The organism is Mycobacterium sp. smrl_JER01 (assembly GCF_048513595.2).
Classification (GTDB): Bacteria; Actinomycetota; Actinomycetes; order Mycobacteriales; family Mycobacteriaceae; genus Mycobacterium.
Window position 1 is genome coordinate 5,393,019 of sequence record NZ_JBLXXK020000001.1, and the last position, 25,619, is coordinate 5,418,637.

General features: G+C 68.2%; 25 protein-coding genes and 1 pseudogene. 8 read left to right on the top strand and 18 right to left on the bottom strand.

Translation table 11 applies throughout. From position 1 onward, the window contains the following. Positions 1-46 precede the first annotated feature (46 nt). From ACNUDN_RS25360 to mdo, 4 genes and pseudogenes are all read right to left on the bottom strand, one after another. Positions 47-1,234: an iron-containing alcohol dehydrogenase gene (locus tag ACNUDN_RS25360; protein ID WP_419125306.1), complete on the bottom strand. Its 1,188-nt coding sequence runs from the start codon at positions 1,232-1,234 to the stop codon at positions 47-49. Between the two features lie 194 nt (positions 1,235-1,428). Beyond that, complete coding sequence (locus ACNUDN_RS25365) at positions 1,429-2,952, bottom strand: VWA domain-containing protein (RefSeq protein WP_419124462.1); 1,524 nt, start codon at positions 2,950-2,952, stop codon at positions 1,429-1,431. A gap of 3 nt (positions 2,953-2,955) precedes the next feature. Further along, a pseudogene (locus ACNUDN_RS25370) lies at positions 2,956-4,180 on the bottom strand (AAA family ATPase). A 1-nt stretch (position 4,181) separates the two neighbouring features. After that, a complete protein-coding gene (gene mdo / locus ACNUDN_RS25375) occupies positions 4,182-5,474 on the bottom strand; it encodes an NDMA-dependent methanol dehydrogenase (protein ID WP_419124463.1) in 1,293 nt (430 codons plus the stop codon). A 294-nt stretch (positions 5,475-5,768) separates the two neighbouring features. On the opposite strand from mdo, the gene ACNUDN_RS25380 reads away from it, so the two are divergent. Both ACNUDN_RS25380 and ACNUDN_RS25385 read left to right on the top strand, forming a co-directional pair. Continuing rightward, complete coding sequence (locus ACNUDN_RS25380; RefSeq protein ID WP_419124464.1) at positions 5,769-6,371, top strand: TetR family transcriptional regulator; 603 nt, start codon at positions 5,769-5,771, stop codon at positions 6,369-6,371. Positions 6,372-6,386: 15 nt separating this feature from the next. Continuing rightward, on the top strand, positions 6,387-7,583 hold the full coding sequence (locus ACNUDN_RS25385) for a cytochrome P450 (RefSeq protein ID WP_419124465.1): 1,197 nt from the start codon (positions 6,387-6,389) through the stop codon (positions 7,581-7,583). On the opposite strand, the gene egtE is transcribed toward ACNUDN_RS25385, so the two are convergent. From egtE to mrf, 7 genes are all read right to left on the bottom strand, one after another. Continuing rightward, positions 7,573-8,652 carry an ergothioneine biosynthesis PLP-dependent enzyme EgtE gene (egtE, locus tag ACNUDN_RS25390; RefSeq protein WP_419124466.1) on the bottom strand — a complete coding sequence of 360 codons (1,080 nt, stop codon included), beginning with the start codon at positions 8,650-8,652 and terminating at the stop codon, positions 7,573-7,575. The genes ACNUDN_RS25385 and egtE overlap by 11 nt on opposite strands. After that, a complete protein-coding gene (gene egtD / locus ACNUDN_RS25395; protein ID WP_419124467.1) occupies positions 8,649-9,614 on the bottom strand; it encodes an L-histidine N(alpha)-methyltransferase in 966 nt (321 codons plus the stop codon). Before egtD ends, egtE begins: the two co-directional genes overlap by 4 nt. Then, positions 9,614-10,303 carry an ergothioneine biosynthesis protein EgtC gene (gene egtC, locus ACNUDN_RS25400; RefSeq protein WP_419124468.1) on the bottom strand — a complete coding sequence of 230 codons (690 nt, stop codon included), beginning with the start codon at positions 10,301-10,303 and terminating at the stop codon, positions 9,614-9,616. Before egtC ends, egtD begins: the two co-directional genes overlap by 1 nt. Then, a complete protein-coding gene (gene egtB, locus ACNUDN_RS25405; RefSeq protein WP_419124469.1) occupies positions 10,296-11,642 on the bottom strand; it encodes an ergothioneine biosynthesis protein EgtB in 1,347 nt (448 codons plus the stop codon). Before egtB ends, egtC begins: the two co-directional genes overlap by 8 nt. Further along, a complete protein-coding gene (gene egtA / locus ACNUDN_RS25410; protein WP_419125307.1) occupies positions 11,639-12,913 on the bottom strand; it encodes an ergothioneine biosynthesis glutamate--cysteine ligase EgtA in 1,275 nt (424 codons plus the stop codon). The genes egtB and egtA overlap by 4 nt, the downstream gene beginning before the upstream one ends. 111 nt (positions 12,914-13,024) lie before the next feature. Continuing rightward, entirely contained in the window at positions 13,025-13,660 is a 636-nt protein-coding gene (locus tag ACNUDN_RS25415) for a sensor domain-containing protein (protein ID WP_419125308.1), read from the bottom strand. Between the two features lie 133 nt (positions 13,661-13,793). Continuing rightward, positions 13,794-14,915, bottom strand: coding sequence for a ribosome hibernation factor-recruiting GTPase MRF (mrf, locus tag ACNUDN_RS25420; protein WP_419125309.1), 1,122 nt, complete (start codon positions 14,913-14,915; stop codon positions 13,794-13,796). Between the two features lie 106 nt (positions 14,916-15,021). Here mrf and rpmB point away from each other — a divergent pair, with 106 nt between their 5' ends. From rpmB to rpsR, 4 genes are read left to right on the top strand one after another with little or no spacing between them, the layout of a single operon-like run. Then, positions 15,022-15,258 carry a 50S ribosomal protein L28 gene (rpmB, locus tag ACNUDN_RS25425; RefSeq protein WP_419124470.1) on the top strand — a complete coding sequence of 79 codons (237 nt, stop codon included), beginning with the start codon at positions 15,022-15,024 and terminating at the stop codon, positions 15,256-15,258. Further along, positions 15,258-15,422: a 50S ribosomal protein L33 gene (rpmG, locus tag ACNUDN_RS25430; protein ID WP_419124471.1), complete on the top strand. Its 165-nt coding sequence runs from the start codon at positions 15,258-15,260 to the stop codon at positions 15,420-15,422. Before rpmB ends, rpmG begins: the two co-directional genes overlap by 1 nt. Beyond that, positions 15,422-15,727: a 30S ribosomal protein S14 gene (gene rpsN / locus ACNUDN_RS25435; RefSeq protein ID WP_419124472.1), complete on the top strand. Its 306-nt coding sequence runs from the start codon at positions 15,422-15,424 to the stop codon at positions 15,725-15,727. Before rpmG ends, rpsN begins: the two co-directional genes overlap by 1 nt. Beyond that, on the top strand, positions 15,724-15,978 hold the full coding sequence (rpsR, locus tag ACNUDN_RS25440; protein WP_419124473.1) for a 30S ribosomal protein S18: 255 nt from the start codon (positions 15,724-15,726) through the stop codon (positions 15,976-15,978). Before rpsN ends, rpsR begins: the two co-directional genes overlap by 4 nt. Here rpsR and ACNUDN_RS25445 read toward each other — a convergent pair. The 3 genes from ACNUDN_RS25445 to ACNUDN_RS25455 form a co-directional block, all read right to left on the bottom strand. Next, on the bottom strand, positions 15,975-17,417 hold the full coding sequence (locus ACNUDN_RS25445) for a catalase (RefSeq protein ID WP_419124474.1): 1,443 nt from the start codon (positions 17,415-17,417) through the stop codon (positions 15,975-15,977). The genes rpsR and ACNUDN_RS25445 overlap by 4 nt on opposite strands. Before the next feature lie 94 nt (positions 17,418-17,511). Then, positions 17,512-17,943, bottom strand: coding sequence for a hypothetical protein (locus ACNUDN_RS25450; protein WP_419124475.1), 432 nt, complete (start codon positions 17,941-17,943; stop codon positions 17,512-17,514). An 81-nt stretch (positions 17,944-18,024) separates the two neighbouring features. Continuing rightward, positions 18,025-19,722 (bottom strand): dihydroxyacetone kinase subunit DhaK, encoded by a 1,698-nt coding sequence (locus tag ACNUDN_RS25455; protein ID WP_419124476.1) that lies wholly within the window; start codon positions 19,720-19,722, stop codon positions 18,025-18,027. A 203-nt stretch (positions 19,723-19,925) separates the two neighbouring features. Between ACNUDN_RS25455 and ACNUDN_RS25460 the strand changes: the two genes are divergently transcribed. Continuing rightward, positions 19,926-20,750 carry an SDR family oxidoreductase gene (locus tag ACNUDN_RS25460; protein ID WP_419124477.1) on the top strand — a complete coding sequence of 275 codons (825 nt, stop codon included), beginning with the start codon at positions 19,926-19,928 and terminating at the stop codon, positions 20,748-20,750. A 21-nt stretch (positions 20,751-20,771) separates the two neighbouring features. Here ACNUDN_RS25460 and ACNUDN_RS25465 read toward each other — a convergent pair whose 3' ends face one another. Continuing rightward, positions 20,772-21,398 carry a stage II sporulation protein M gene (locus ACNUDN_RS25465; RefSeq protein ID WP_419124478.1) on the bottom strand — a complete coding sequence of 209 codons (627 nt, stop codon included), beginning with the start codon at positions 21,396-21,398 and terminating at the stop codon, positions 20,772-20,774. Positions 21,399-21,510: 112 nt separating this feature from the next. Here ACNUDN_RS25465 and ACNUDN_RS25470 point away from each other — a divergent pair, with 112 nt between their 5' ends. Next, positions 21,511-22,107, top strand: a complete 597-nt coding sequence (locus ACNUDN_RS25470; protein ID WP_419124479.1) for a TetR/AcrR family transcriptional regulator — start codon at positions 21,511-21,513, stop codon at positions 22,105-22,107. On the opposite strand, the gene ACNUDN_RS25475 is transcribed toward ACNUDN_RS25470, so the two are convergent. The 3 genes from ACNUDN_RS25475 to ACNUDN_RS25485 are packed head-to-tail and all read right to left on the bottom strand — an operon-like array spanning position 22,104 to position 25,566. Further along, entirely contained in the window at positions 22,104-23,165 is a 1,062-nt protein-coding gene (locus tag ACNUDN_RS25475; protein WP_419124480.1) for a DUF4185 domain-containing protein, read from the bottom strand. The genes ACNUDN_RS25470 and ACNUDN_RS25475 overlap by 4 nt on opposite strands. 51 nt (positions 23,166-23,216) lie before the next feature. Beyond that, positions 23,217-24,266 carry an aspartate-semialdehyde dehydrogenase gene (locus ACNUDN_RS25480; protein ID WP_419124481.1) on the bottom strand — a complete coding sequence of 350 codons (1,050 nt, stop codon included), beginning with the start codon at positions 24,264-24,266 and terminating at the stop codon, positions 23,217-23,219. A gap of 34 nt (positions 24,267-24,300) precedes the next feature. Then, positions 24,301-25,566, bottom strand: coding sequence for an aspartate kinase (locus ACNUDN_RS25485; protein ID WP_419124482.1), 1,266 nt, complete (start codon positions 25,564-25,566; stop codon positions 24,301-24,303). Between the last annotated feature and the right edge of the window lie 53 nt (positions 25,567-25,619).

Below are 25,619 nucleotides of genomic sequence, written 5' to 3' on the forward strand. Positions count from 1 at the left end.
CGTACAGGTGCCGGTAGCGCAGGCGGCGCCGGCACCGATGCCGGTCTCACAGGGCCGCCCGGAACAGCGCGAGCATCTGGGCCTCGTCGGCGCCGCGCGGATTGGTGCTCATGCACGCGTCCTGCAGTGCGGTCTTGGCCAGCCGCGGCAGATCGTCCTCGCTGACCCCGAGTTCGGCCAGTCCGCGGGGGACCCCGACGTCGCGGGCGAACCGGTCGATGCGGTCGGCCAGAGCCAGCGCCGCCTCGGCGGCAGGTGCCCGGGGATCGGACACGCCGAGGCAGCCGGCGATGACCTTGTAGGGTTCCGGGTCCGCTTCGGCGTTGAACCGGATCACGTGCGGCAGCAGCACACCGTTGATGACACCGTGCGGCAGATCGAGCAGCCCGCCCACCTGGTGGCTCATCGCGTGCGCCGCGCCGAGTATCGCGTTGGTGAAAGCCAGCCCCGCCTCCAGGGCAGCCTGGGCCATCAACACCCGGGCGGGCATCTCGGCGGGTCGCTCGATGGTCGGCAGCAGGTTGTCGGTCACCATCTGCACCGCACGCAGGGCGTGGTGGTCGGTGAGCTGGTTGTGTCCGAGCGACACGAACGCCTCCACACCGTGGGTGAGCGCGTCCAGACCGGTCGCCGCGTTCAGCCACTCCGGCATGGTCGTGAGCAGGCGCGGGTCGATGACGGTGACGTCGGGCACCAGCGCGCGCCCCAGAATGGTCACCTTGGTGTTGCGGGTGGTGTCGGTGACGATGCAGAACTGCGACACGTCGGCCCCGGTACCCGAGGTGGAGGGCACCACGACCAGCGGCGGGATCGGCATCTGAGCCTTGTCGACACCTTCGTAATCCAGAATGTCGCCGCCGTTGGCGGCCAGGATCGCGACCCCTTTGGCGGCGTCGATCACCGATCCACCGCCGACGGCGACGATCACATCGCAGCCGTATTCGGCGTACTTCTGGAATCCGGCCGCGATCTCGTGGTCCTTCGGATTCGGCGTCAGCTCGCTCCACGACTGCACCCGCACACCTTGTTCGACCAGGTGGGCGGTCATCTCTTCGGACCAGCCCGCCTCGATCAGGCCGGGATCGGTGACGAGCATCGGCCGCTGGGCGCCGAGGCGCACCGCGGCGTGGGCTGCCTCCACCATGGAGTCGAGACCGAACACGATCTCCGGGGCGTGGAACTTCAGCAGCCGGGGCGGCGCCGCCGCGCAGCCGCGGTCATGCTCGGCAGTCAGCGCGGGATAACGCGCCCCCGCTGTGTCCACTTTCGCCACCGTCTCGCCTCGTCCGGGCCGTGCCGGGCGCACCCAATGTGACCCGGATAACATCGTGCGATCCAGCGTACGACCCAAGCCCGCCGAAATCGCGTTCCGCCGGGTCGAAGGTGCGTCATCCGTGCGCGGGAGGCAATTCCGGCGACCCGTGAGCATCAGCGTCCGACCGCTTCGGCGGCGAAGTCGTGTGCCGCGCTCTCCAGGCCGGTCAGGTCGCGCACCACCCGCACCCGGTCGCAGAACTCGGCGTAGCGCGGGAGATCACAGCTGCCGAGCCCCCACGAGAACCGCGGCTCCGGGGTCAACCACACGGTCTCCCGGGCGCGGCGGGTGATCTCCTCGAAGGCGGCCAGGTTGGGGTCCTGCGCGTTGTTGCGGCCATCGCCGAGCACCAGGACCGTGGTGCGACGGGTCACCGCCGAGGAGTGTTCGGCCAGGAATTCGCCGAACACGCTGCCGTAGTCGGAGTTGGCGGCGGTGTCGACGACGTCGCCACCGAAGATCAGGCCCAGCGCCGTCTCACTGGGATGGTCGCGGAACAGTTCGGTGGTCTCGGCGACGTCGGCGACGAACACGAACGACCGCACCTGGGTGAACAGATCCTGCAACCCGTGCACCAAGTTCAGCGTGAACCGCGAGGTGGCCCGCACCGACAGGCTGACGTCGGCCAGCACCACCAGCCGGGGTCGGTCCTCGGCCCGACGCACCGTGACGGGCATGAACGGCACCCCGTCGAAACGCATGTTGCGGCGCATGGTCTGACCGGGGTCGACGCGGCCGGCGGCGGACGTACGACGGCGGTGGGTCAGCGCACCGTGCAAGGTCCGCGCCAATCGGCGCAGCGAATCTTCGAGCTCGGCGCGTTCACGCTCCCCGATCCGGTCGACGCGGGCTTCGCGCCGTTCCCGGCTTTCGACGATCTTGGTCTCCAGCGACAGCAACGCCTCCAGATGCCGTTTCAGCGCCTGCGGCAGATTCTCCAGCACACCAGCCAGTCGGTTGCGCAGCGCGGCGGCGTCGAATTCATCTCCGTCGGAACCTAATTCATCCTCCAACCAGCCCAGCAGCACCTCCTGTTCGGCGATGGTCAGCTCGGCGTCGACCGGGGTGCCACCCGCTGTGGCCAGGTCACCGGCGACACCCGCACCCCCGAGACGGTCGGTGGACAGCTGGATCCGGTAGGAGTCGTCGGCGCCGGTGCGGCTGTCCTTGGAGAACGCGATCTCGTCGGTCAATGCCGCGAGGTCGATCTTGTTGGCTTCCTGGTGCAGGTTGTACCGCTGCGCCAGGTCCTCCTGTTTGAAGTAGTCCCGGATGCTGGCCGGCTTGCCGTGCTCGTGCCCCGGTTGCGGTGTCTCGCTGGGCTCTTCGGAAAGGGTGAACGACTCCAGCTCTCCGGTGTCGACCAGATCGTCGTGGGCGTGGGAATGACCATGAGCGTCGTCGCCGTCTCCGCCGACGCGCACCAGAGCGAAGAACGCGTCGAAGATCTCGTCGAAGACGGGTTCGTCGCGCTGGTCTTTGACCAACGCCACGCGCAGTGCGGTGCGCAGGACAGCCCGGGAGGACAACACCCCGGGCTGCCCTGCACATCGCATCGCGTCGAGCGCCTCGGGGATCGAGACGCGTACCCCGCCGAGGCGAAGCAACCTGACGAACCGGTGCAGGGTCGCCTCCATGAGCTACAGCGCCCGTCGCCGGCCCAGCGCCGCGGTCTCGGATTTCTTCGGGGTGCCGTAATAGCCGTCGGTGAAGCGGCCGGGTCGATCTTTGGCGGCACGGACAGCGCGCCCGTCCGCGCCGGCCCCCTCGTCATCGTGGTCGCCGCCGTGTCCGTGGTCGCCGCCGTGTCCGTGGTCGCCGCCGTGGTCGTGATCGGCACCGTGGCCGTGGTCGCCACCGTGGTCGTGGCCACCGTCATGACTGTGGCGATGGCCACGACCGTGATTGTGGTCGTGGTTCCCGTGGCCGTGCGAATGCGGTTCGGGCACAGTCGCATTCGGGTCCACCAGGCGCGGCAGCGCATCGAGTGACCGACGGACGTCCTTGTCGTATTTGACCACCACCGAGACCGTGTCGGCGAGCACCCGGGCACTGAGCTCGTCCACCCCGAGCACCGCCAGCGTGCGGGCCCAGTCGATCGTCTCGGAGATGCTGGGCGCCTTGCGCAGTTCCAGCTCCCGCAGTCCCCGGACGACGTCGACGAGCTGGGCGGCCAGCGCGTCGGACAGTCCGGTGTTCTTGGACCGAACGATCTCCAGTTCGCGCTCGGCGGCCGGGTAGTCCAGGAACAGGTGCAGACAGCGCCGCTTCAGCGCGGCCGCCAGATCCCGGGTGTTGTTCGACGTCAGGATCACATACGGCGCGTGCACGGCGCGGAACGTCCCGATCTCGGGCACCGACACCTGATACTCCCCGAGCAATTCCAGCAGGACCGCTTCCAGCGCCTCGTCAGCCCGGTCGATCTCGTCGATCAGCAACACCACCGGCTCTTCGGAACGCACCGCCTCCAGCAGCGGGCGGGGCGCGAGGAACCGGTCGGAGAAGAACACACTCTCCTGCGCCCCGATCCGGTCGACGGCCTCGGCCAGGTCGGCCGCGTCGGCCACCAGCTGGCCGATCTTCTCCCGCAGGATCTGGGTGTAGAGCAGCTGTTTGCCGTAGTCCCACTCGTAGAGCGCCTTGGTTTCGTCCTGTCCCTCGTAGCACTGCAGCCGCAGCAGTCGGCGCCCGGTGGCGGCGGCGAGGACCTTGGCCAGCTCGGTCTTGCCGACCCCGGCCCGGACCTTCGATGAGCAGGGGTTTGTCCAGCCGGGTCTGCAGGAAGACGGTGGTGGCGAGATGCTCGTCGGCGATGTAACCCTGCCCGGCGAGCGCCTCACGGACCTCCGCTACGGAAGAGAGCATGTCAGGGCAGCAGCTCGTCGAGATCGCCGTTCATGCAGTGCTCGACCACCGGTCGGACGGTGTCGAACGTGCATTCCTTGGCGTTACCGGGGGTGCAGGCGTCGCCGAGGACGTGGTTGGTGATGCGGTCGACGTCGGCCTTGTCACCCTTGATCACCGGTGCGTTCTCGTAGAACTTGGTCGGGCCCTGGCCCAACCGGTTCTTGGAGTAGCTGTCCTGCTTGACGTCGACGAACCGCTCGATGATGTTCACGTCGCGCAGCAGCCGGATCGCCGCCGCCAGCGCGGCGTCGGCGGCCTGAACGTCGGTCATGCCGTAGGTGTCCACACCCATGGCCTGGGCGATGTCGGCGAACCGCTTGTAGGCCACCGGCATGTTGAACGCCCACACCCGGGGCAGCGCGATCGCGTTGTTCAGGCCGTGGTGGGTGTCGTAGAACGCGCTGACCGCGTGCGAGATGGAGTGGATGATGCCCAGACCGCCGGAGTTGAACGCCTGCGCGGCGATGTACTGGGCGTACATCATGCCCTCGCGCCCTTTGAGATCGGTTCCGTTCCAGGTGGCTTCGCGCAGGTTCTCGGCGGTCAACTTGATCGCGCGGATCGCATTGCCCAGCGACGGTTCGAAGTTCAGACGCGAGACGTAGGGCTCCGATGCATGGGCAAGCACGTCGAACCCGCACTGGGCGGTGTAGTCGATCGGGCACTGGTAGTAGAGCACCGGATCGTCGACGGCCAGCGTGGCCACCGACGCGTCGTCGAAGGCGACGTACTTGTGCGGGTTGTCCGGATCGGTGGTGGTGTCGGTGATGACGTAGGCCCAGGAGGTCTCCGAACCGGTGCCCGCAGTCGTCGAGATGGCGATGTGGGGCGGGTTCTTCGGGTTCTCACTCTTGTTGAAACCCTCGAAGTCGTTGACGTTGCGCCCATCGTGGGCGATCGAGATCCGGGCACCCTTGCACGCATCGTGCGTGGAGCCGCCACCGATGGAGACGAAGCTGTCACACTCGTTCTCCTGGTAGAGCTTCACCGCGTCCATGACGTTGTAGTCCTTGGGATTGGACTCGACCTGGTCGTAGACCACGACGTCGAGACCGTGCCACTTCAACGACTCTGCCATGTTGTGCACGATGTCGGTGCCGCGCAGGCCGGAGCTCATCAACAGGACGCGCTTGAAACCCATCTTGAGGGCTTCCGGTCCGACCATCTCGTGCGCACCCGGTCCCATCATGGCGCGTGGGAACGGGTGGAACTCCTTGATGGGGAAGGGCTTGAGGAGATCTTCGACCTTCATGGGCGCGGTCCTTTCGGGGCCTGGTTGTCCGATGCAGCACGGTGTCGAACCCCAAGTTAGGCCCCCGAGTGTGAGCTGAGGAACAGCTCGCGGCCAAGACCGAATCCTCGGACAGCCCAACTGCGGACTACCGGGCAGGGCCCGACCTACCCGGTTGGCGAGGTGTCGGCGCGCGCCGGCCCCCGATCACCGGTGTCGCCGTCGGCGGGGATCACGCGCCGCTCTTGACCGTGGCCAACCGCGATGTTTAGATCCGAACAGCGTTCGATTTCGAACAAGGTTCGGAAGGGGGCGGTGTTGGCACGGACCCGCAGAGCCCGCGTAGCACTTCCGTACGGAGCCCTGGACCGCGACCACGTGGTCAAGCACCTGCTCGAATTGGCGCGCCGGGTCGGGGTGGAGAACGTCACGATGCGGGCGCTGGCGACCGAGGCCGGCACCTCGGCGTCGTCGCTGTACTACCACGTCAAGGACAAAGCCGCCCTGCTCGACCTGCTCGCCGAGTCGGTGATCGAAAGCATCGAGGTCCCCACCGACGGCGACTGGGAGCAGCGCACCCGGTTGCTGTACACCAACGCGTGGAAGGTGTTGATCGCCATCCCCGGCATCGCGGCGATGTTGCAGCAGCGCCCGCTGACCGGCGCCGCCGACGCGGTCGACCGGACGGTCAGGGCCATCATGTCCGAATCCGGTTGGTCCGCAGACGAAGTCGCGGCCGCACACGCGGTGCTCTACATCCACCTGCTCGGCTCGGTCCAGCTCGAGCACCACCTCCGGCGCAGCGGCATCGGCGGTTCGTCCGATGACGGCGCGGAATCGGTCTTCCGACACGGGCTGCAGGTGATTCTGGCCGGGTTGCGCAGTTGCCAGGCCGAGACGTCCACGCCCACACCATGATCAGAGGAGGCCGCCATGTCGCGGTTGTCGAATCCGCTGCATTCGCCGGCGTTCTATGCAGGTGATCCGTTTCCGGTGTACCGGGAGCTGCGAGCCACCGACCCGGTGTGCTGGAACGCCGAACACGAGTTCTGGGCGCTGCTGAAGTACGACGACATCCGTTACGTTTCAACCAACCCCGCGCTGTTCTCGTCGGCCAGGGGGATCACGGTGCCCGACCCGGCGATCGAAAACCCGGTGATGGAAGGCAGCCTGATCTTCACCGACCCGCCCCGGCACCGCCAACTGCGCAAGCTGATCAACTCGGGGTTCACCCGGCGGCAGGTCGCCACCCTGGAGCCGAAGCTGCGGACTTTCGCCAGGGCCGCGCTCGACGCGATCGATCCGTCGGCCACCGAGTTCGCCGAGCAGGTGGCCGCACCGCTGCCGACCCGGATGATCGCCGAACTGCTCGGCGCCCCCGACGAGGACTGGGAGCAGTTTCGCACCTGGTCGGACGCGACGGTCGGCCTCGACGATCCCGACGTCGAGCTGGACACGTTCGCCGCGATGGCTGAGCTGTTCCAGTACTTCGAGGCGCAGATCGCGCGCCGCCGCGACGGCACGCTGCGCCACTCCGACGACCTGCTGTCGGTGTTGGTGGCCGCCGAGGTCGACGGGGTCCGGCTGACCGACCAGGATCTGCTGCAATTCTGTCTGCTGCTCCTGGTCGCAGGCAACGAGACGACACGCAACCTCATCGCCCTCGGCACCTTGGCGCTCGTCGAGAATCCGGACCAGTTCCAGCTGCTGCGTCAACGGCGCGATCTGGTACCGACGGCCGTCGAGGAGATGCTGCGCTACACCTCACCGGTCGCCACCATGACGCGTTGCGCCACCCGGGATGTCGAGATCCGCGGCCGCTCGATCCGTGCGGGCCAGTACGTGACGATGCTCTACGGCTCGGCCAACCGTGACGAAGACGTGTTCGGCCCGACCTCCGAGCAGTTTGATATCACCCGGAACCCGAACCCGCACTTGGCTTTCGGCTGCGGCGAGCATTCCTGCCTGGGCGCACAGCTGGCCCGCTTGGAGGCCTGCGTGTTGTTCGAGGAATTGCTGGACCGGTTCGACCGCGTCGAGCTCGACGGTGACGTGCTGCGGATGCAGGCCACGATGGTACCGGGCGTGCGCCAGATGCCGGTGCGGTTGAGCGCGGCCGTCAGCGTGTGACGGTCGCCAGCGCGCCGGCCAGGGTCGCGAGGTCGGCATCGGTGACGTCGACGTGCGGGGAGACCCGCAGCGCCGGGTGGCTCATCTCCCGCGGCGCGCGTTCCACACCGACGTAGGTGGTCACGATCTGGTGCTCGGTGATCAGCCGGGCGCGCACCTCCAGCGGGTCGAGACCGTCGGTGGACTGCAGCGTGGTGATGGCGCTGGGCTCGTCGACGTGTTCGACCACCCGCCACCCCGGCACGTCGGCGAGCGCGGTGCGGGTGGCCGCGCCCACGTCACGCAGCCGCGCCTGCACCGCGGCGGGACCGGCGGCCACATACTCCCCCACCGCGACCGAGAAACCCACCTGCAGGCCGATATTCGTCTCGGCGTGGTTGAGCCGGCCGCGGGTGTCGTCCGACAGTAGGCCCGGCCGGCTGGCGAGCACCCCCACCCCGCGGGGGCCCGCCGTCCATTTGCGCGACGACGAGTACAGCGCGTCGGCGCCGATCCCGACGACGTCGAGGTGGGCAAACCCCTGGGCCGCGTCGACGATCAACGGTATGTCGTGCCCCCGGCACGCCGACCCCATGTCATGCACCGGTTGAACGATCCCGCTGTGGCTGCCGAGCACGGTGAAGTGCACGAGCGCAGGCTGGTGCGAAGACAGCGCAGCGCCGACTGCGTTGACGTCCAGCCGGCCGAACTCGTCGACCGGGAGGGTTTGGATGCTGAACCCGTGGCGCGCCATGATCGCCAGGTTGGGGCCGTACTCGCCGGGCAGGCAGGCTATTGTGCGCTCACCCGTCCAGTTGCCGAGCAGGATATCGAGGGCGTGATTCGACCCGGTGGTGAAATTCACTGCCGCGTCCGGCATTCCGGTGAGCGCCCGCACCGCGGCGCGGCCCGCCTCGAGTGCCGGCTCGGCCGCCTCGGCTGCCACGTAGCCGCCGACCTCCGCCTCGTGCCGGGCGTGCTGCGCGCAGGCCTCGATGACGGTGAAGCTCTGGCGCGAACACGCCGCGCTGTCGACATGAACGCCGGCAACAGGCGGTCGCGCTGTGCGCCATCGGTCGGCGAGTGTCATTTCACCGCCAGCGAGAGTCCGAAGTCACCGGCGTCGTCGGTCCACCAGTGTGTCCGGCGTAGCCCGGCGGCGCCCAGCTCGCGGTCCACGCCGGACGGCCGGAATTTGCACGACACCTCGGTGAGGATCTGCTCACCCTCGATGAAGTCGACGTCGAGCGCCAAGGCCTCCAGGTGGACCCGTTGCGCGCGGGTCGCGCGCAACCACATCTCGATTCGTTCCTCGGCGGCGTTCCACCTCGCCACATGTTCGAACGAGTCGACGTCGAAATCTGCCCCCAGTTCCCGGTTGACGACCGCCAGCACGTTGCGGTTGAACCTCGCGGTGACCCCCGCACTGTCGTCGTAGGCGCGGATGAGCCTGCCGGTGTCCTTGACCAGATCAGTACCGAGCAGCAGGGTGTCCCCAGGTTGCATCAACTCGGCCACCGATGCCAGGAACCGGGCCCGCGGTTCGGGGGTCAGGTTGCCGATCGTCGAGCCCAGGAAGGCCACCAGTCGGCGACCGACTGCCGGGATCTTGCCCAGATGCTCCTCGAAATCACCGCATACGGCCGCGACCTCGACGCCGGGATACTCGGCCTCGATGGCGCTGCCGGCAGCTTCGAGGATGCCGGCGTCGACGTCGAACGGGATGAAGCGGCGCAGCGCACCCCGGTCCCGCAGGGCGTCGAGCAGCGTCCGGGTCTTCTCCGACGTTCCGCTGCCCAGCTCGACCAGGGTGTCGGCGCCGGACGCCTCGGCGATCTCGGAAGCGCGGTTCCGCAGGATCTGTGCCTCGGCGCGGGTCGGGTAGTACTCGGGCAGCCTGGTGATCTGGTCGAACAGGTCGCTGCCCACCGAGTCGTAGAACCACTTCGGCGGAAGCGTTTTCGGATGTTGGGTCAAGCCGTTCCGGACGTCGCGGCGCAGCGCCGCATCGGCGGCGTCGGCGGCCAGGTAGTTCTCCAGCGAGAACGTCATCACGATCCTTTCAGCGGTGTCAGGTGCACGTGCGCCCCGTCGACCTCGACGAGGTGGCGGTCCGGGACTTCCTGCCAGGCGGGGTCGTCGTCGTAGGGTTCACTGGCCAGTACCACGCCGTCGCCGCGGCGCAGCACCGACAAGGTGTCCCCCCAGGTGGTCGCCAGCAACCGAGAACCGTTGCCGGCCAGGATGTTCAGCCGGGCATTGGGATCCTCGGCAGCCACTTCGGCGATGGTGTCGCCGAGGTAATCGACCCCGCGGCCGAAGATCAACGCCGCCAGCAGTGCGCTGTCGTTGGTGGACTCGGCGTTCGGGGAAGCCGGCAGCACCGCCCGATCGACGAGCCCGTTGTGTGACAGCAACCAGGTGCCGTCGGTGAACGGCGCCGAGGCCGACGCCTCGATGGGCATGCCGACACTGGCCGACCGGACGGCGGCGACGATGCATCCGCTGGTCAACGCCGGCGCGACCGACGCGAACGACGCATCGCCCCACAACGGCGCGGCACTGCGCCAGCGCCGCGGCACCGTGCCGTCGAAGAAGCCGACACCCCAGCCGTCGGCGTTCATGAGCCCGTGCTTCTGCCGGCGTGGCGCGTAGGACTGCACCAGCAGTCCCGACGGCGGGTCGAGCATCAACGACGCCACGGCGACAGGGGTACCGAGCCAGGCCAGGTGCCTACACATATTCATCTACTCTTCGCGCGAGCGGTCCCCCGCAAGCGGGCGGTGCCCCCACATCGTCCCAGGCAAGGCGGACGCCGGAGAATATCTGCCTGCGGATCGGGTGGTCCCAATTGCGGAAGCTGGGCCGCAGGATGCCCGGAGCGACCGCCCACGAGCCGCCGCGTAGCACGCGGTACTCCCCCGATGCGGTGCCCTCGAAAAACGGCTCCGAGTACTGCCGGTACACCATCGGGACGAAACCGGGCCACGGCCGTAGCGGCGAGCTGGTCCACTCCCACACGTCGCCGAGCATCTGCTCGGCGCCGTACGCCGAAGCGCTCTGCGGGTAAGCCCCCACCGGCGCCGGGCGCAGTGACTCCCCGCCCAGGGTGGCCCTTTCGGAGGTGGGTTCGGCCGCACCCCACGGGTAGCGGCGGCGAGCGCGCAGAACGGGATCCCAGGCACATGCCTTCTCCCACTCCACCTCGGTCGGTAGGCGCGCTCCCGCCCACGCCGCGTAGGCCTGCGCCTCGTAATAGCTGACGTGCTGGACGGGTTCGTCGCCGGGTATGTCCTCGACGTGGCCGAACCGGGTGCGGGTGCCGTCCCCGGACCAGAACAGCGGAGCGGTGAGGGCGGCCCGCCGGCGGTGGTCCCAGCCCGCCTCGGACCACCATCGAGGCTGGTGGTAGCCGCCGTCGTCGATGAACTGCTGCCATTCCGCGTTGGTGACCGGTACCCGACCGATCCGGAAGGCGGGCACCTCGACGGTGTGGGCGGGGCGTTCGTTGTCCAGCGCGAACGGCTCGGCCGCGGCGTCGACGCCCAGGACGAATTCACCCGCCGCCACCAGCACCGAGGTACCGGCCAGTCCGGGCCGTCCCGCAGGCAGAGGGACGCCCCGGTCCAACAGCGGCGCACCGGTCCGCAGACTCAGCGCCTGCAGCATCGTCTCGTCGTGCTGGTTCTCATGGCTGACGACCATCGCGAACGTGAACGCATCAGGGTGTCCGTCGGGCAGCCCGTCGAGTGCGTCGAGCACTTTGTCGCGCACCGTCGCGCAGTACCGGCGGGCGTCCGTCGGCGGCAGCAGCGGAAGGTCGACCCGGCTGGCGCGGGAGTGTACGAACGCGTCGTAGAGCTGGTCGACCTGTGCGGTGAGCAGGCCGGGGCGCGCCGGGTTGCCGCCCCGCAGCAGCCACAGCTCCTCCTGCTGACCGATGTGGGCCAGATCCCAGACCAGCGGGCTCATCAGGGGGTCGTACTGGCGCCGCAGTTCGGCGTCGTCGAAATCGACGAGCCGAAGGGTGCGGCCCCTGGCCCTGGCCAGCTCGCCGGCGAGCGCTTCGCGTGTTGTCACGACCCCCCTTGTGCCAGTCGGGTGACCGCGCCCGCGATCCCGTGCGCCACCGCGCGGTCGGCGAAATCGTCGGCTGGGCAGCGACCCTGCTCCACCGAACGCAGGAGCCGCGCCATCGATTCCGTCAGCGAGGCCGGGGCCAGGTCGGCGGCGACACGAACGCACCGGAGGGCGGACAGCTGCAACCTGCGGTCACGCAGGCCGAGTTGTGCGGCCCGGTCCCACGCGGTGGCCACCGGCTCGGTGGCCTCGGCCGCAGCGTCCGCAGCCCCCGGATCGTCCAACAGCGTGGTCACGACGTGCACCACGGCCGGCCACACGGAGTCGGGAACACTGTCGAGGTAGCGGATCTCAAGAAATCCGCGGGGCCGCACCGGCGGAAACAACGTGGTCAGGTGATAGTCCAGGTCGGCTCGGGTAGGTCTGCGGTCGCCGAGGAGCACGCGCCCGTCGGCCCAGTCCGCGAACGGCACCCATTCGGTGACCGGGGTGGGGTCAGGAGTGTGGACCAGCATCACCGGGGCCCGCAACGCGTAACGGGCCCAGTCGCTGGCGGGATCGTCGCCGCTGGCGCCGAGGATCGGGCCGCATCGTGCCGCGTCGAGTTGGCTCCACACCAGCTGGCGGGTCGACTGCCAGCCGGTGAACCCGCCGTCGAGGACAGGTGAGTTCGCGGCGACGGCGACCATGGTGGGCCCCAGCGCGTGGGCCAGCCGCACCCGGTCGGCCCACCCGGAGCGTGGTCCCGCCTCGAGGTTGACCTGGACCGACGCTGTCGAGGTCATCATCGCCGCCCCTGCGGTACCGGTACGGCTGGCGCGGAAGAACGTTTCCATGGCGGCGTACCTCGCGCCGGGATTCACCCGGCCGGACGGCCGGAGCGGATCGGCCCCGAGCAACACCATCCCGAAGCCTGCCCGCGTAAACGCGGCGCGCAGCACCGCACGATCGGAGGCCATGGCCGCCGCGGCGTCCGGTGCGGCGGCCAGCGGCGGACCGGACAACTCCACCGCCCCGCCCGGCTCGACCGTGACCAGGCTGCCGCCGGGCAGCGGCTCCAGTGCGGCGATCGTCGCGGTCAGTTCGTCCCAGCCGGGCCGGCGCAGCGGATCGTTCAGGTCGAAGCAGTGCGCTTCGATCTCCAGCCCGACCGGCCCCACCGGCCCGTCGGTCAGACAGCTGTCGGCGATGCGCGCGGCGGCGTCTTCCGCGCTGGTCAAGGTGTCACAGCAGTGTTCGGCGACACCCTCGGATGCCATGGTGCGGGCCATCAGCCGCCCCCTCCGGATCGAAATGATCGCTGTCTCTGTACCCATCTTCCAGAGCGGACCGACAAAGTCGCGCGATTTAATCGGTGACGGTGGGATGACGGGCCCGCGAACTCACTGCCCCAGCGTGTTCTGCATGGCACCGGCCAGCACATTGACCGCCGGTCCGCCGTTTCCGGACTGACACACCTTGGCCTGCAGCAGCACGTTCTCCCGCAGCCGCGTGGTCACGAAGCAGCGGCGGTCGGTGCCCGCCTCATGTTTGACCCAGTTCGCGTCGGTCGCCGTGGTCGGGCCGGCGGTGAACGTCCACACCTGGGTGGTGAAGTTGTCCAGGTGCATTGCCGTGGTCTGCCCGTCGCACCCCGCGGTGCGGTCGACGACACGCAGAAACGCCCGCTCGGCGGCCTCGGTGGTGGCGAAGACCCCGACCGACTGTTTGACGAAGTGCGTCATGTCGCTGGGTGACTGCTGGGCGGTCGCGCCGTTGAACGCTGCCAGGTCCGGGTCGTTGTAGACCTCCGGCAGCCCGATGTCGGCCCAGTTGTTACAGACCGGACTGTCGACGTAGAACGCCTGGAACGGGACGCTGTAGGTGGACTCGAATCCCAGCCGCGCGCCGACGATGTTGCCGACCGAACCCTTGCTCAGCACCGCGTAGTTGACCACGCCGGGGTCCGAAGGTCGCGCGGACGCCGGCGCGGCGGTCGTCATCGCCAGCGCCGCCACAGCGCACATCACACCGGTCATCGCGCCGGGCACCCTCATCAGAACCTCGCCGCCCGCTCGGCATCGCGCTCAGCGCAGCCCACCGGTTTCTCGCGGCCGACCCCGGTCGCAGTGGGCCCGGCGCTGCAGACGGCTTCGACGCTCATTCACCCGATCATGCCAGCCGGGCCTGGTCGGCATCGCCCTCCGACGGCACGTCGAACGGGTCCGGGTAACCGCACCAGTCCCGCGGACGGTCCATCTCGCCGTCGGTGAGCAGGGCGCCGCGCAGCGCGTCGAGGATCACGGTCTCGTCCGCCCCGCACACCAGAATCGTCATCGACGTGTGCCGGTCGCCGTACCGGTACCCCCAGATCAGGTCGGCCATCGCGCGGCGCTCCGGGCCGACATAGGCCACCTCCCGAGATGTCATGGCGGCCAGCCATTTTCCGGCGTGCGTGACGCGCAGTCCGCTGCCCGCCGATTCCAGCCACATCGCCTGCTCGGGACGGTTGGCCAGCCACAGCCGGCCGCGGCTGCGGACCACACCGTCGAGCAGCACATCCACCGCCGCATACAACCGCTCGGGATGGAAGGGCCGGCGGGCCTGGAACTCGACCAGCCGCACCGGCCCCGCGGCCTCCAGCGGCGGCTGGCCGGCCAGCAAGGATCCGTGCGGATCGTCGCTTCGCCCGCGGCGCGCATCGGCTTCCAGATGTGCCAGCGCGCCCTCGAGTCGGCTGGTGCCGACGGTGACCCGCGCTCGGGGCGCGAGTCTGCGGACGGTCGCGAGCGTGTCCGAGTGCGGCTCGGTGAGCACGACGACGTCGGCGAACTCCACCTGCCCGACCACCACCTGCGCGACGGTGCGTCCGTCGTCGAGTTCGTCCTCGCCGAGGGCCTGGGCGAGCCAACCCGCACTGTCGACCGTGGCGACCACCGCCGACACCGCCACGTCGCGCGCCACCGGTGAGTGCATGATGGCGTAGCAGACCGGTTCGGGTTCCAGCCAAGGGCTCAGGCGCACGACGATCCGGTCGACGTCGGGTCTACGGTGCAGCCCGGCGAGATGCTCCAACAGGTCCTCGCGCACGGTGCAGGACACGCAGCAGCGGGTCAGTTCGAGCACCGCATCCGCGGTGACCGCCATTCCCCGCTGCACGAGCGTGGTCCGACGGTGCACGACGTGCCCGTCGAACCGGTGCTCCACCAGGGCTGTCCCGGTGCAGGTCACCAGCGTTCCCGCCGCGGCCTCGGTGTCACTCTGCCCGGTCACCACGACGACCGGAGTGCGCATCGGCATTCGACCCCCTCCGATGGGAATGATTTTCAATAAGGTGGCGTTCACGCTACAGTTCCGGTCGACGCTTGTCGAAAACGATTTCCATCTAGAAGGGAGTGTTGTGTCCGCCCACTGCCAGGTCACCGGCCGCTCGCCGGGCTTCGGCAACTCGGTGTCGCACTCGCATCGCCGCACCCGTCGCCGCTGGAACCCCAACATCCAGTCCAAGACCTACTACCTGCCCTCGGAGGGCCGCCGCATCACACTGCGCGTGAGCACCAAGGGCATCAAGATCATCGACCGCGACGGCATCGAGTCGGTGGTGGCGCGACTCCGCCGGGAAGGTCAGAAAATCTGATGGCACGCAATGAGATTCGCCCGCTGGTGAAGCTGCGCTCCACCGCGGGCACCGGCTACACCTACATCACCCGCAAGAACCGCCGCAACGATCCCGACCGGATCACGCTGCGCAAGTACGACCCCGTCGTACGTAAGCACGTCGACTTCCGCGAGGAGCGCTGATGGCCAAGAAGTCCAAGATCGCAGCCAACGAGCGGCGCCGAGAGATCGTGGCACGCCATGCCGAGCGCCGGGCCGAACTGAAGGCGATCATCAAATCCCCGGCCACCTCGCCGCAGGCCCGCGTCGCGGCCCAGTCCGAACTGAACCGTCAGCCTCGCGACGCCAGCCCGGTCCGGGTGCGTAACCGTGACGCGGTCGACGGACGCCCGCGGGGACACCTCCGCAAGTTCGGGCTCTCGCGCGTGCGGGTACGCGAACTCGCCCACGAGGGCCAACTGCCCGGCGTCCGGAAGTCGAGCTGGTGAGCCCGAAGCGCCGGGAGGCCCCGGCCCCGAAGAAGCGGCGAAACCTGCTGAAAAGCCTGGGCATCGAGTCCGTCGACTACAAGGACACCTCGACGCTGCGGCAATTCATCTCCGACCGCGGCAAAATCCGGTCCCGGACCGTGACCGGTCTGTCGGTGCAGCAACAGCGCCAAGTCACCACGGCGATCAAGAATGCCCGCGAGATGGCGCTGCTGCCGTATCCGGGTCAGGGGCAGCCGCCTTCTCGTTAGCCTCCGCGCACACCCTCCTCGACCTTCTTACCGAGATCGGGGTCGACGTTGCGCCAGTAGTCGACCACCCGGGACAGCACGGGCTCCTTCACTCCGTCGGAGACGTGGCCGATGATGTTGTGCGCCAGCCGGTCCCGTGCCGCGTCGTCGAGCACCTCGCGCACGAGAGTGCCGGCCTGCCCCCAGTCGTCGTCGTCCCGACGCAACGCGTAGGCCGACCGCACCATGTCACCGTCGGACGCCCAGTGCACTTCTGAGGCCCGGCGCGGGTCGGCCTGCGGCCCGTCCATCGAGTTCGGCGCGTAGACCGGGTCGGTGGCGTTGCGGATCCGCATCGCACCGTCCTTGCTGTAGGCGCGCACATCGGTGTGCGGTTCGTTGACCGGGATCTGCTTGTAGTTCACCCCGAGCCTGGCCCGGTGGGCGTCGGCGTAGGAGAACCCCCGGGCCAGCAGCATCTTGTCCGGGCTCAGCCCGGTGCCGGGCACGATGTTGTTGGGCTCGAACGCGGCCTGCTCCATCTGTGCGTGGTAGTCGACGACGTTGCGATTCAACGTCATCGTGCCCACCCGGTGCAGCGGGTAGTCCGCGTGCGGCCACACCTTGGTGAGGTCGAACGGGTTGAAGCGGTAGGTTTTCGCGTCTTCGAACGGCATGATCTGCACGTGCAACGTCCAGGTCGGGAAGTTGCCGTCCTCGATAGCGGTGAACAGGTCGCGCTGGTGGTAGTCGGCGTCCTCGCCGGCGAGCCGGTCCGCGTCCTGCTGGGTCAGGAACTCGATGCCCTGGTCGGTCTTGAAGTGGTACTTGACCCAGAACATCTCACCGGAGTCGTTGAGCCAGCTGTAGGTATGGCTGGAATAACCGTTCATGTGCCGCCACGTCTTCGGGATGCCCCGGTCGCCCATCAGCCAGGTCACCTGGTGCGCAGACTCGGGCGACAGTGTCCAGAAGTCCCATTGCATGTGATGGTCGCGCAGATTGTTGGCCGCCATCCGCTTCTGGCTGCGGATGAAGTTCTGGAACTTCATCGGGTCACGCACGAAGAACACCGGCGTGTTGTTGCCAACCATGTCGAAGTTGCCTTCAGACGTGTAGAACTTCAGCGCGAACCCGCGCGGGTCGCGCCAGGTGTCTGGACTTCCCCGTTCACCCGCGACAGTCGAAAACCTGGCCACCATCTCGGTTTTCGCGCCGGGCTGGAGAAACGCCGCCTTGGTGTAGGCACTGACGTCGTCGGTGACCTCGAACTGTCCGAACGCTCCCCCGCCTTTGGCGTGTGGCTGTCGCTCAGGGATGCGTTCGCGGTTGAAGTTGGCCATCTGCTCGATCAGGTAGTGGTCCTGCAGCAGAATGGGCCCGTCTGAACCCACGGTCAGTGAATGCTCGACACTGGGGATCGGCGCTCCGGCGTCGGTGGTCGCGAACTTGTCGGTCATGTCTTCTCCTCCGAAGGGCGGCATCGGGCTGAGCCGTCGTCCTCGTCGTCCCGCATACCCGCAAGCCACCCGATCCATCCCGATCTCGGACGGATCAGGGTCGGGGCGGGGCATCGGGTGTGGGTGAGGCGGGGCCGCCCGGCTGACGAGGCACCTCGATCATCGGCCCGCCCGGACCGAAGGGCCCCGCGAATCCTGGTCCACGCTCGAAGCCCCCGGGCGGCCCCATCGGAAACATCACCGGCCCCGCGGGGCCGCTCATCTCGATTCCGCGGTGGTGGTGGCGCGGACCGTCGCCGACGTTCTTGCCGACGAGAAACCCGGCGCCGAAGATTACTGCAACGATGAAGACCGAACCTGCGGCGATGCCGACCCAGGCGGCCGCCTTGTTGAGCCGGCTCGGCGGCTGCTGGACGTAGACGGTCTGCGGCGGAGCCGGCGGGACAGCCGGCTGGTCTGGCGGCGGGGTGGAAACGGGGCCGGTCACGGGTTCGGACTCGCCCGGAGGTGGTGTCGTTTGGTTCATGACGGCGATCATCCGCCGCGACCGTCAGCGCAGGTTAGGTGCCGGCTGTGAATCCGCTATGAGCGCGCACGTCGCCGCCGATCATCCCGCGGGCAGTAGTTCTTCCAGCGCCTCATCCACCGAGGTGGAGTGCTCGCCGGTGATGGACTGCCAGAGTGTGGCGCACAGCCACGCGATGGCGACCGCGCCGGCGTCCGGCCGGCCGATCGCGCGTTCGCCGACATAGGCGGCTCGCCCTCGGCCGGCGACCATGTCCGTGGTGGACGCGGCCGCTTCCAGGGCGGCCAGCACCGACGCCTCGTCGAGGGTCTCGGCTCCCCGTCGTTCGGCATCGTCGACGACTCCCGCCAACGCGTCGACCAGGGTCCTGTCGCCCCGTTCGGCGCCACCGGCCCGCTGCACCGCGGTCAGCGCATCACCCATTCCGGCGAGCACCGCGCCGGCGAGCCCGTCACCCCGGGCGTCTTCGGCCCGCGACGAGACACCGCCGAACACGAGTCCCAGCAGCGGGCCGCTGGATCCACCGACGTCGTCAAGGAACGCCGACGCCAGATGTCCGAGGTCGGCCACCAGATCGTCGTCGGTGTCGGCCCGCCGCACGGCATAGGCCACGCCCGCCGCGAGGTTGTCGCCGAAGTCCCCGTCACCGGCTGCCTGGTCGAGTGCGTTGAACCGAGGACGCAGGTCCTCGGCGCGGTCCGCGAACTCCTGCAACCACGGTGACGCACCTCCGGTGTCATCCCGGTCGCCCTCGGACTCGGCGATATCCCTGATCCCGGGGAACGCCTTCGGTCGCGGCAGCCCCGGCGTGCCGTGATCGGCGAACCAATGGTGCAGCCAGTCGGGGTCGGCGTCGACCACGGTGAGACTGACACCACGCATGTCCAGGGCCGTGCAGTAGGCACCGGTGACGAGACTGCGCACCTCGAGATCACGCTGTGCCAGCGCTCGCGCCGCGGCGTCGCCGAAGTGCAGCAGCTCCAGGTGCCCGGTACCACCGAGACCGTTGACCAGCACCACGACACCGTGGGACGCGGAAAGGTCTTCGGTCAACGCGCCGACCATTGTGTCCACCAGTCCGTCGAGGTCCGAAACCTCGATGCTCTCCCGAGCGGGCTCCCCGTGGATGCCGACCCCGAACTCAAGTGAACCCGGCGGCACCTCGAACGCGCGGTCTCCGTCACCCGGGGTGCGATGCGCCTCGGAAGCGACCGCGACTGTGCGAGACCTGGCGACGATGTCGCGCCCCAGCTCGGCCAGCTCCGCCAGCGACGCCCCCGCGTCGGCGGCGGCGCCGAGGACCTTCTCCACGATCACCGTCGCCGCGGTGCCCCGGCGGCCCACTTTCCCGGCGTCGCGCGAGCCCCAGTCGTCGTCCACGAGCACCTGCTCCACCGGAATGCCGTCGGCGCGCAGTCGCTCGGCGGCGATGGAGAAGTTGAGAACGTCTCCGGTGTAGTTCTTGACGATCTGCAGGACGCCGTCGGGCAGTGCCACCTTCCCGCACGCCGCATAGATCTGGCGGTTGTGCGGCGAGGTGAAGATCTCGCCCGGGCACGCCGCGTCCAGACCGCCGCGGCCGACGAACCCCCCGTGCATCGGTTCGTGACCGGCTCCACCGCCGCTGACCAGGGCCACCCGCCTGCCGTCGGCCGGCCGGCTGTTGAAGAGGAAGGGCGGATCGTCGGAATACTCGACGCCCTCGCCGGCCACCATGGACAGCCCGGAGAGTCCCGCGCTGGCACGCTTGGACCTGTCCGCGATGAACAGAACGGTCATCGGCCACTCCCACCTCGTCGACGGTTCATCACCGTCATCATGTCCTGCGCCGGGGATGGCCAAACCTGGACGCGACGATCGGCTGCCGATCTGCGCGCCGGCGCCCCGCACCGACCGGACACACCGCGTTCGGCAGACAGGCGATACCGCTTCTGCTGCACTGTCAGCCACGCACGTTCGGACTCGACCCAGAGGGGTGCACCGTGTCCATTCACCGAAAGGTCGTCGCAGTGACCGGCGGGGCCCGAGGGATCGGCTTGGCTACCGCAACGCTTTTGGCCCGACTGGGCGGCCGAGTCGCGATCGGCGACGTCGATGGCGACGCCGTCGATGCGGCCGGACACGCGCTGGGCCTGGAGGTGTTCGGCGCGCTCGACGTGACACAGGAAGCGTCGTTCACCGCGTTTCTCGACCGCACCGAGCAGACGCTGGGACCGATCGATGTCCTGGTCAACAACGCCGGCATCATCGCGGTCGGTCCCGCCCTCGACGAGCCGACCGAACTGACCCAACGCTTGATCGCCGTCAACATCTCCGGCGTCATCCTGGGCACCAAGCTGGCAGCGGCCCGGATGCGGCGGCGGGGCAGCGGTCACGTCATCAACATCGCATCCGCCAGCGCGGTCATGCCGGTGCCCGGAATCGCCACCTACTCGGCGACCAAGCACGCGGTGCTCGGGTTCACCGATGCCGTACGGCTGGAGAACCGGCGCACCGGGGTTCATTTTTCGACGGTGATGCCGGCTTTGACGAACACCGACATGGTCACCGGGATCGGCCGGGCTCGGGGTATCAAGAACATCGAGCCCGAGGACGTCGCCGCGGCGGTCGCCGGCCTGATCAGAAGACCCCGGCCCCGCGTGATGGTCCCACGCACCTTCGGTGCCATCGCTCTGACCGGCAGGCGCCTGCTGCCGCGACCTGCCTACGAATCACTGGAGCGCGCACTGGGCGCCGAGCGGGTCTTCCAGGACAGCGTGGACCCGTCGCTGCGCACCGCCTACGAACGGCGCATCAGAAACAGTTAGGTCTCGGCACCCCTGCGGCGCCTACAACAACCAATTCGCCAGCGGGTGCACGAAGTAGCGCAACGAGAATGCTTCGTAGACAGCGCCGACGATGAACAGGGTCAGGGCCGGAAGCGTCAGCCAGCCGAGGTCCCGCAGCCCCAGAAGATAGGCCTGCCGGCGGTTTTCGGCGCCGACGGTCTGGGGGCGGACCCAGTACTTGCCCAACAGGTAGACACCCAGTAGCAGCAGCAGATAGGCCTGGAACTCGACGATCAGCGTGACCGAGTGCGGTATGAGAGCCACCCAGCCGATGTCGTTGACAGGGACGAGCGTCATACCGGTCGTCAGAGCCCAGTAGGCGAACAGCGCGATGCCGGCGAACGGCACGATCAGCGACGGCGCAACGATGGTCAGCACACCCATCTTGAGAGTGTTCACCCCCAGGATCGTCAGTGCGAACAGCCAGGGGTGGGCGATCAGTGACTGGACGAGATCTGCTGTGCCGCCTTCCTGGAGACGCGTGTGTTGCGCCGCGCTGAGCTGCGGAAAACCCAGCCCGAGCCCGAAGCCGACCAGAAACACCCCGTAGGCGGCCGCATTCGCGACCAGGTAGACCTTCGCGTTCTCACCGATGATGCGGAACGGACGCCATTGACGGACGGTCATACCGACCTTTCTCTCCAGAACCGGATTACTAGCACGCCGTGCTAGTCGCTCACACTAACACACTGTGCTAGTAGAGTGGGGTCGCGGGCGGAGCCGCGGGAGAGGACTGACCATGCACACCAGGGAGCGCATTCTCAAGGCTGCGGCCGAGATGATCGCCGAGGACGCGACCGCCACGCTCAGCGTGCGCGCAGTCGCGGCGCGCGCGGGGGTCAGTTCCGGATCGCTGCGTTTCCACTTTCCCACCCAACGCGCCCTGCAGGACGAAGTGTTGACACGGATCTACCGGCACTTCATCCCCGACGACCCGATCCGCGACCGGTCCCGCCCCGCACGGGACCGGCTGGTCGACTGCCTACGGCAGGTATTGTCAGCCGCCGGAGTCGGCGAGGAGGCCCGAAAGGCCTGGGGCGCAGCGTATCAACTCTTCATCGCACCCGAACCCAGCGACAAGGTCCGCACGGCATACCTGGCCCATGAACGGGTCTCCGCAAGCCGTGTCGAGTACTGGCTGGGCGTACTGGCCGACGAAGGAGCGCTGTCCCGAGAACATTTCGAGCGCAAAGCGCAGTTCCTCAACACCGTCCTGAACGGGCTGTCGGTGCAGCGCGCACTGCCCTCCGGAGAATCGGTCCTGCGCGCCGAAACCGACACACTGTACACGGCGGTGGACGCAGTACTCGGGTCCGGAACACCGTCCAGCGACTAGGGTTTGATCGGGTTCACCGCGAATTGGATGACCCGGTACGGGCTGCCGCCGCGCGGCGTGGTGTTCCACTGACTGACGAACACCCGCACGGCCTCCGGCGTCGAGCCCGGTGAGATATAGCCGCCGTAGGGCTGGGCGAGCCGGTTGTCCTGCGGGGGCGGCAGATCCTCGACCCGTTCCGGCCAGGGCGCCGCGACGACGACCGTGGTGACGGGCGCGGTCCCGAGCTGGGTGGGATCGTTGGCGACCCGGATCTCCATGTTCCCGGTGGTCGCGTTGAAGTAGGACAACACCGTCTGACCGTCGATCTGACGCACGCTCATCTCGCCGACCCGGTCGGGCCACAGCGGCACCGGCTGACCGCCCCACCCGATCCCGGTCCACCCTTCCCACGCGGCGCGGTCGGTGAAGGACTGCGGTGTCGCCCGGTACAGCGCGACGGGTCCGCTGCGATCGAAGTTGTTGGCCACGATGTACACCCAGCCGCGCTGCGAGTCGGCGGTCGGGATCGGGTCGTAGTAGCCGCTGATCTGGGACTGCATACCGCCGGCATGGTTCGCGTCACGCTCGGATCCGGCAATGGTCTCCCAATTGCCCCGACCTGCTTCGGCTTTGACCAACCGCGAGGTCTGCGGACGCAAACCCTTGGTGGTCGTCACCAACATCCAGTTCTCGCGGTTGATCTCGATCACGCCTGCCGGCAATTGCGACTCGCCCGGTGGAGCCGGGTCGGCGAGCAGCGGCGCGTCGACACCGGTCACACCGTCGTAGCGCACCCCGGCCGGATCGTCGAGTGAGTCGTCGACCACATGCAGGGCGATCGGCGAGTACCACCCGCCGAACCCGACCCCTTGGCCGGCAAAGCTGTCACCACACACCTGCAGGATTCCGCTCGGGAACTCCATGAACTCACACAGATCGGTCGCACCGATCCCGTAATCGGCTGTCGGCGTTCCGGTCCCTGCCGCGGGGCCGACACGCAGCACCTGACCCGGCAGCAGCGGCGGCAGCTCAGCGGGTGTCGCGCGGGCCCCCGGCGCCCCGGAGATCGCCCCCAAGGCGCAGCAGACTCCGAGAAGCCCGCGTGGAATGCAATGTCGGCGCAAGACTTACAACTGAGCGGCCAGCAGCTCGGCAATCTGAATGGTGTTGAGTGCAGCACCCTTTCGCAGGTTGTCGCCGGAGACGAACAGCGCCAGGCCACGACCGTCCGGCACTCCGTGATCCTGGCGGATCCGGCCGACCAGCGAATCGTCGGCACCGGCGGCGGCCAGCGGCGTCGGGACGTCGGTCAGGGTCACGCCGGCGGCGCCGGCGAGCAGTTCGGTGGCACGCGCCACCGAAAGCGGTTCGCTGAACTCGGCATTGATCGACAGCGAGTGGCCGGTGAACACCGGGACTCGCACACAGGTGCCGCTCACGGCGAGCTCGGGGATGCCGAGGATCTTGCGGCTCTCGTTGCGCAGCTTCTGGTCCTCGTCGGTCTCACCGGAGCCGTCGTCCACCAGCGATCCGGCCAACGGGACGACGTTGAACGCGATCGGCGCCACATACTTGTTCGGCGGCGGGAACTGCAGCGCCGAACCGTCGTGCACCAGCTGCTCGACACCGTCGATCACCGCCCGTACCTGTCCGGCCAGCTCCTCGACACCGGCCAACCCGCTGCCGGAGACCGCCTGGTAGCTCGAGACGATCAGCCGGGTCAGGCCGGCTTCGTCGTGCAACGGCTTGAGCACCGGCATGGCGGCCATCGTGGTGCAGTTCGGGTTGGCGATGATGCCTTTGGGAAGGGATCGGGCGTCGGCTCCGACATCGCGCACGAAGTTGACCTCGGACACCACCAGCGGAACGTCGGGGTCTTTGCGCCATGCCGAGGAGTTGTCGATCACCACTGCTCCGGCGGCGGCGAACCGAGGTGCCTGCACCCGCGACATCGTCGCGCCGGCCGAGAACAGCGCGATGTCCAGCCCGGACGGGTCGGCAGTCTCGGAGTCTTCGACCTCGATCTCCTGCCCGCGGAACTCCAGCTTCTTGCCCGCCGACCGTGCCGAGGCGAAGAACCGCACCTCGGTGGCAGGAAAATCGCGCTCCGCCAACAGATTCCGCATCACCTGGCCGACCTGACCGGTCGCGCCGATCACACCGATCGAGATTCCCATCTATTTGTCCCGTCGCTTCGCTCGCCCTGGCATGTCAGCGCCCCGTTCCCGCGTAGACGACCGCTTCTTCGTCACCACCGAGCCCGAACGCCTCGTGCAGTGCGGCGACGGCCCGGTCCAGCTCGGTGTCCTTGATCAGCACCGAGATCCGGATCTCGGAGGTGGAGATCAGGTCGATGTTGATGCCGGCGTTGGCCAGCGCCTCACAGAAGGTCGCCGTCACGCCGGGGTGCGACCGCATGCCTGCCCCGATCAGGGACACTTTTCCGATGTGGTCGTCGTAGAGCACCCGGGTGAACCCGATCTCGTCCTGCAGCGAGGTGAGCTTCTCCACCGCACCCGGACCGCTCTCACGTGAGCAGGTGAAGGTGATGTCGGTCTTGCCGTCCTCCACCTTCGAGATGTTCTGCAACACCATGTCGATGTTCACGTCGGCATCGGCCACGGCGCGGAACACCTGGGCGGCGTAACCCGGAACGTCAGGCAGACCGACGACGGTCACCTTGGCTTCACCGCGGTCGTGTGCAACTCCGGTGAGGATGGCGTCTTCCATCGGGATGTCCTCCATCGATCCTTTGACGAGCGTGCCGGGATTGTCGGAGTACGACGACCGGACGTGGATGGGCAGGTCGAATCGCCGCGCGTACTCGACGCAGCGCAGCATCAGCACTTTGGCACCGGCGGCGGCCATCTCCAGCATCTCCTCGAAGGAGACGTTGTCCAGCCGCCTGGCGTTGGGGACGATGCGCGGATCGGCGGTGAAGATGCCGTCGACGTCGGTGTAGATCTCACAGACGTCGGCCTTGAGCGCCGCGGCGACCGCGACCGCGGTGGTGTCGGACCCGCCGCGACCGAGCGTGGTGACGTCCTTGGTGTCCTGGCTGACGCCCTGGAAGCCGGCCACCAGCACGATCTGACCCTCGTCGAGCGCCGAGCGCAGCCGCGTCGGCGTGACGTCGATGATCTTGGCGTTGCCGTGCGTGCCGGTGGTCACCACACCGGCCTGTGACCCGGTGAACGACCTCGCCTGCGCACCCAGCGACTCGATCGCCATCGCGACCAGCGCATTGGAGATGCGCTCCCCTGCGGTGAGCAGCATGTCGAGTTCACGGGCCGGTGGGGCCGGGGACACCTGCTTGGCCAGGTCGAGCAGCTCATCGGTGGTGTCGCCCATCGCCGAGACGACCACGACGACGTCGTTGCCCGCCTTCTTCGTCTCGACGATGCGCTCGGCCACACGACGGATCCGCTCGGCGCCGGACACCGAGGAACCGCCGTATTTCTGTACGACGAGCGCCACTGAACAACCTTTCACTGTCGTTTCACAACCTGGGGAATCCCATAAAGGATAGA

Coding starts and splice junctions, on each gene's coding strand:
- egtA (WP_419125307.1), bottom strand. CDS start 12,913: ATGGCCCGCACCATGGCATCCGAGGGTGTCGCCGAACACTGCTGTGAC.
- egtD (WP_419124467.1), bottom strand. CDS start 9,614: ATGACGTTCTCGCTGGAGAACTACCTGGCCGCCGACGCCGCCGATGCG.
- ACNUDN_RS25445 (WP_419124474.1), bottom strand. CDS start 17,417: ATGACCGACAAGTTCGCGACCACCGACGCCGGAGCGCCGATCCCCAGT.
- mrf (WP_419125309.1), bottom strand. CDS start 14,915: ATGCGCACTCCGGTCGTCGTGGTGACCGGGCAGAGTGACACCGAGGCC.
- ACNUDN_RS25450 (WP_419124475.1), bottom strand. CDS start 17,943: ATGAACCAAACGACACCACCTCCGGGCGAGTCCGAACCCGTGACCGGC.
- ACNUDN_RS25455 (WP_419124476.1), bottom strand. CDS start 19,722: ATGACCGTTCTGTTCATCGCGGACAGGTCCAAGCGTGCCAGCGCGGGA.
- ACNUDN_RS25470 (WP_419124479.1), top strand. CDS start 21,511: ATGCACACCAGGGAGCGCATTCTCAAGGCTGCGGCCGAGATGATCGCC.
- ACNUDN_RS25415 (WP_419125308.1), bottom strand. CDS start 13,660: ATGACCGGTGTGATGTGCGCTGTGGCGGCGCTGGCGATGACGACCGCC.
- ACNUDN_RS25385 (WP_419124465.1), top strand. CDS start 6,387: ATGTCGCGGTTGTCGAATCCGCTGCATTCGCCGGCGTTCTATGCAGGT.
- egtC (WP_419124468.1), bottom strand. CDS start 10,303: ATGTGTAGGCACCTGGCCTGGCTCGGTACCCCTGTCGCCGTGGCGTCG.
- ACNUDN_RS25365 (WP_419124462.1), bottom strand. CDS start 2,952: ATGGAGGCGACCCTGCACCGGTTCGTCAGGTTGCTTCGCCTCGGCGGG.
- ACNUDN_RS25480 (WP_419124481.1), bottom strand. CDS start 24,266: ATGGGAATCTCGATCGGTGTGATCGGCGCGACCGGTCAGGTCGGCCAG.
- egtE (WP_419124466.1), bottom strand. CDS start 8,652: ATGACACTCGCCGACCGATGGCGCACAGCGCGACCGCCTGTTGCCGGC.
- ACNUDN_RS25465 (WP_419124478.1), bottom strand. CDS start 21,398: ATGACCGTCCGTCAATGGCGTCCGTTCCGCATCATCGGTGAGAACGCG.
- rpmG (WP_419124471.1), top strand. CDS start 15,258: ATGGCACGCAATGAGATTCGCCCGCTGGTGAAGCTGCGCTCCACCGCG.
- rpsN (WP_419124472.1), top strand. CDS start 15,422: ATGGCCAAGAAGTCCAAGATCGCAGCCAACGAGCGGCGCCGAGAGATC.
- mdo (WP_419124463.1), bottom strand. CDS start 5,474: ATGAAGGTCGAAGATCTCCTCAAGCCCTTCCCCATCAAGGAGTTCCAC.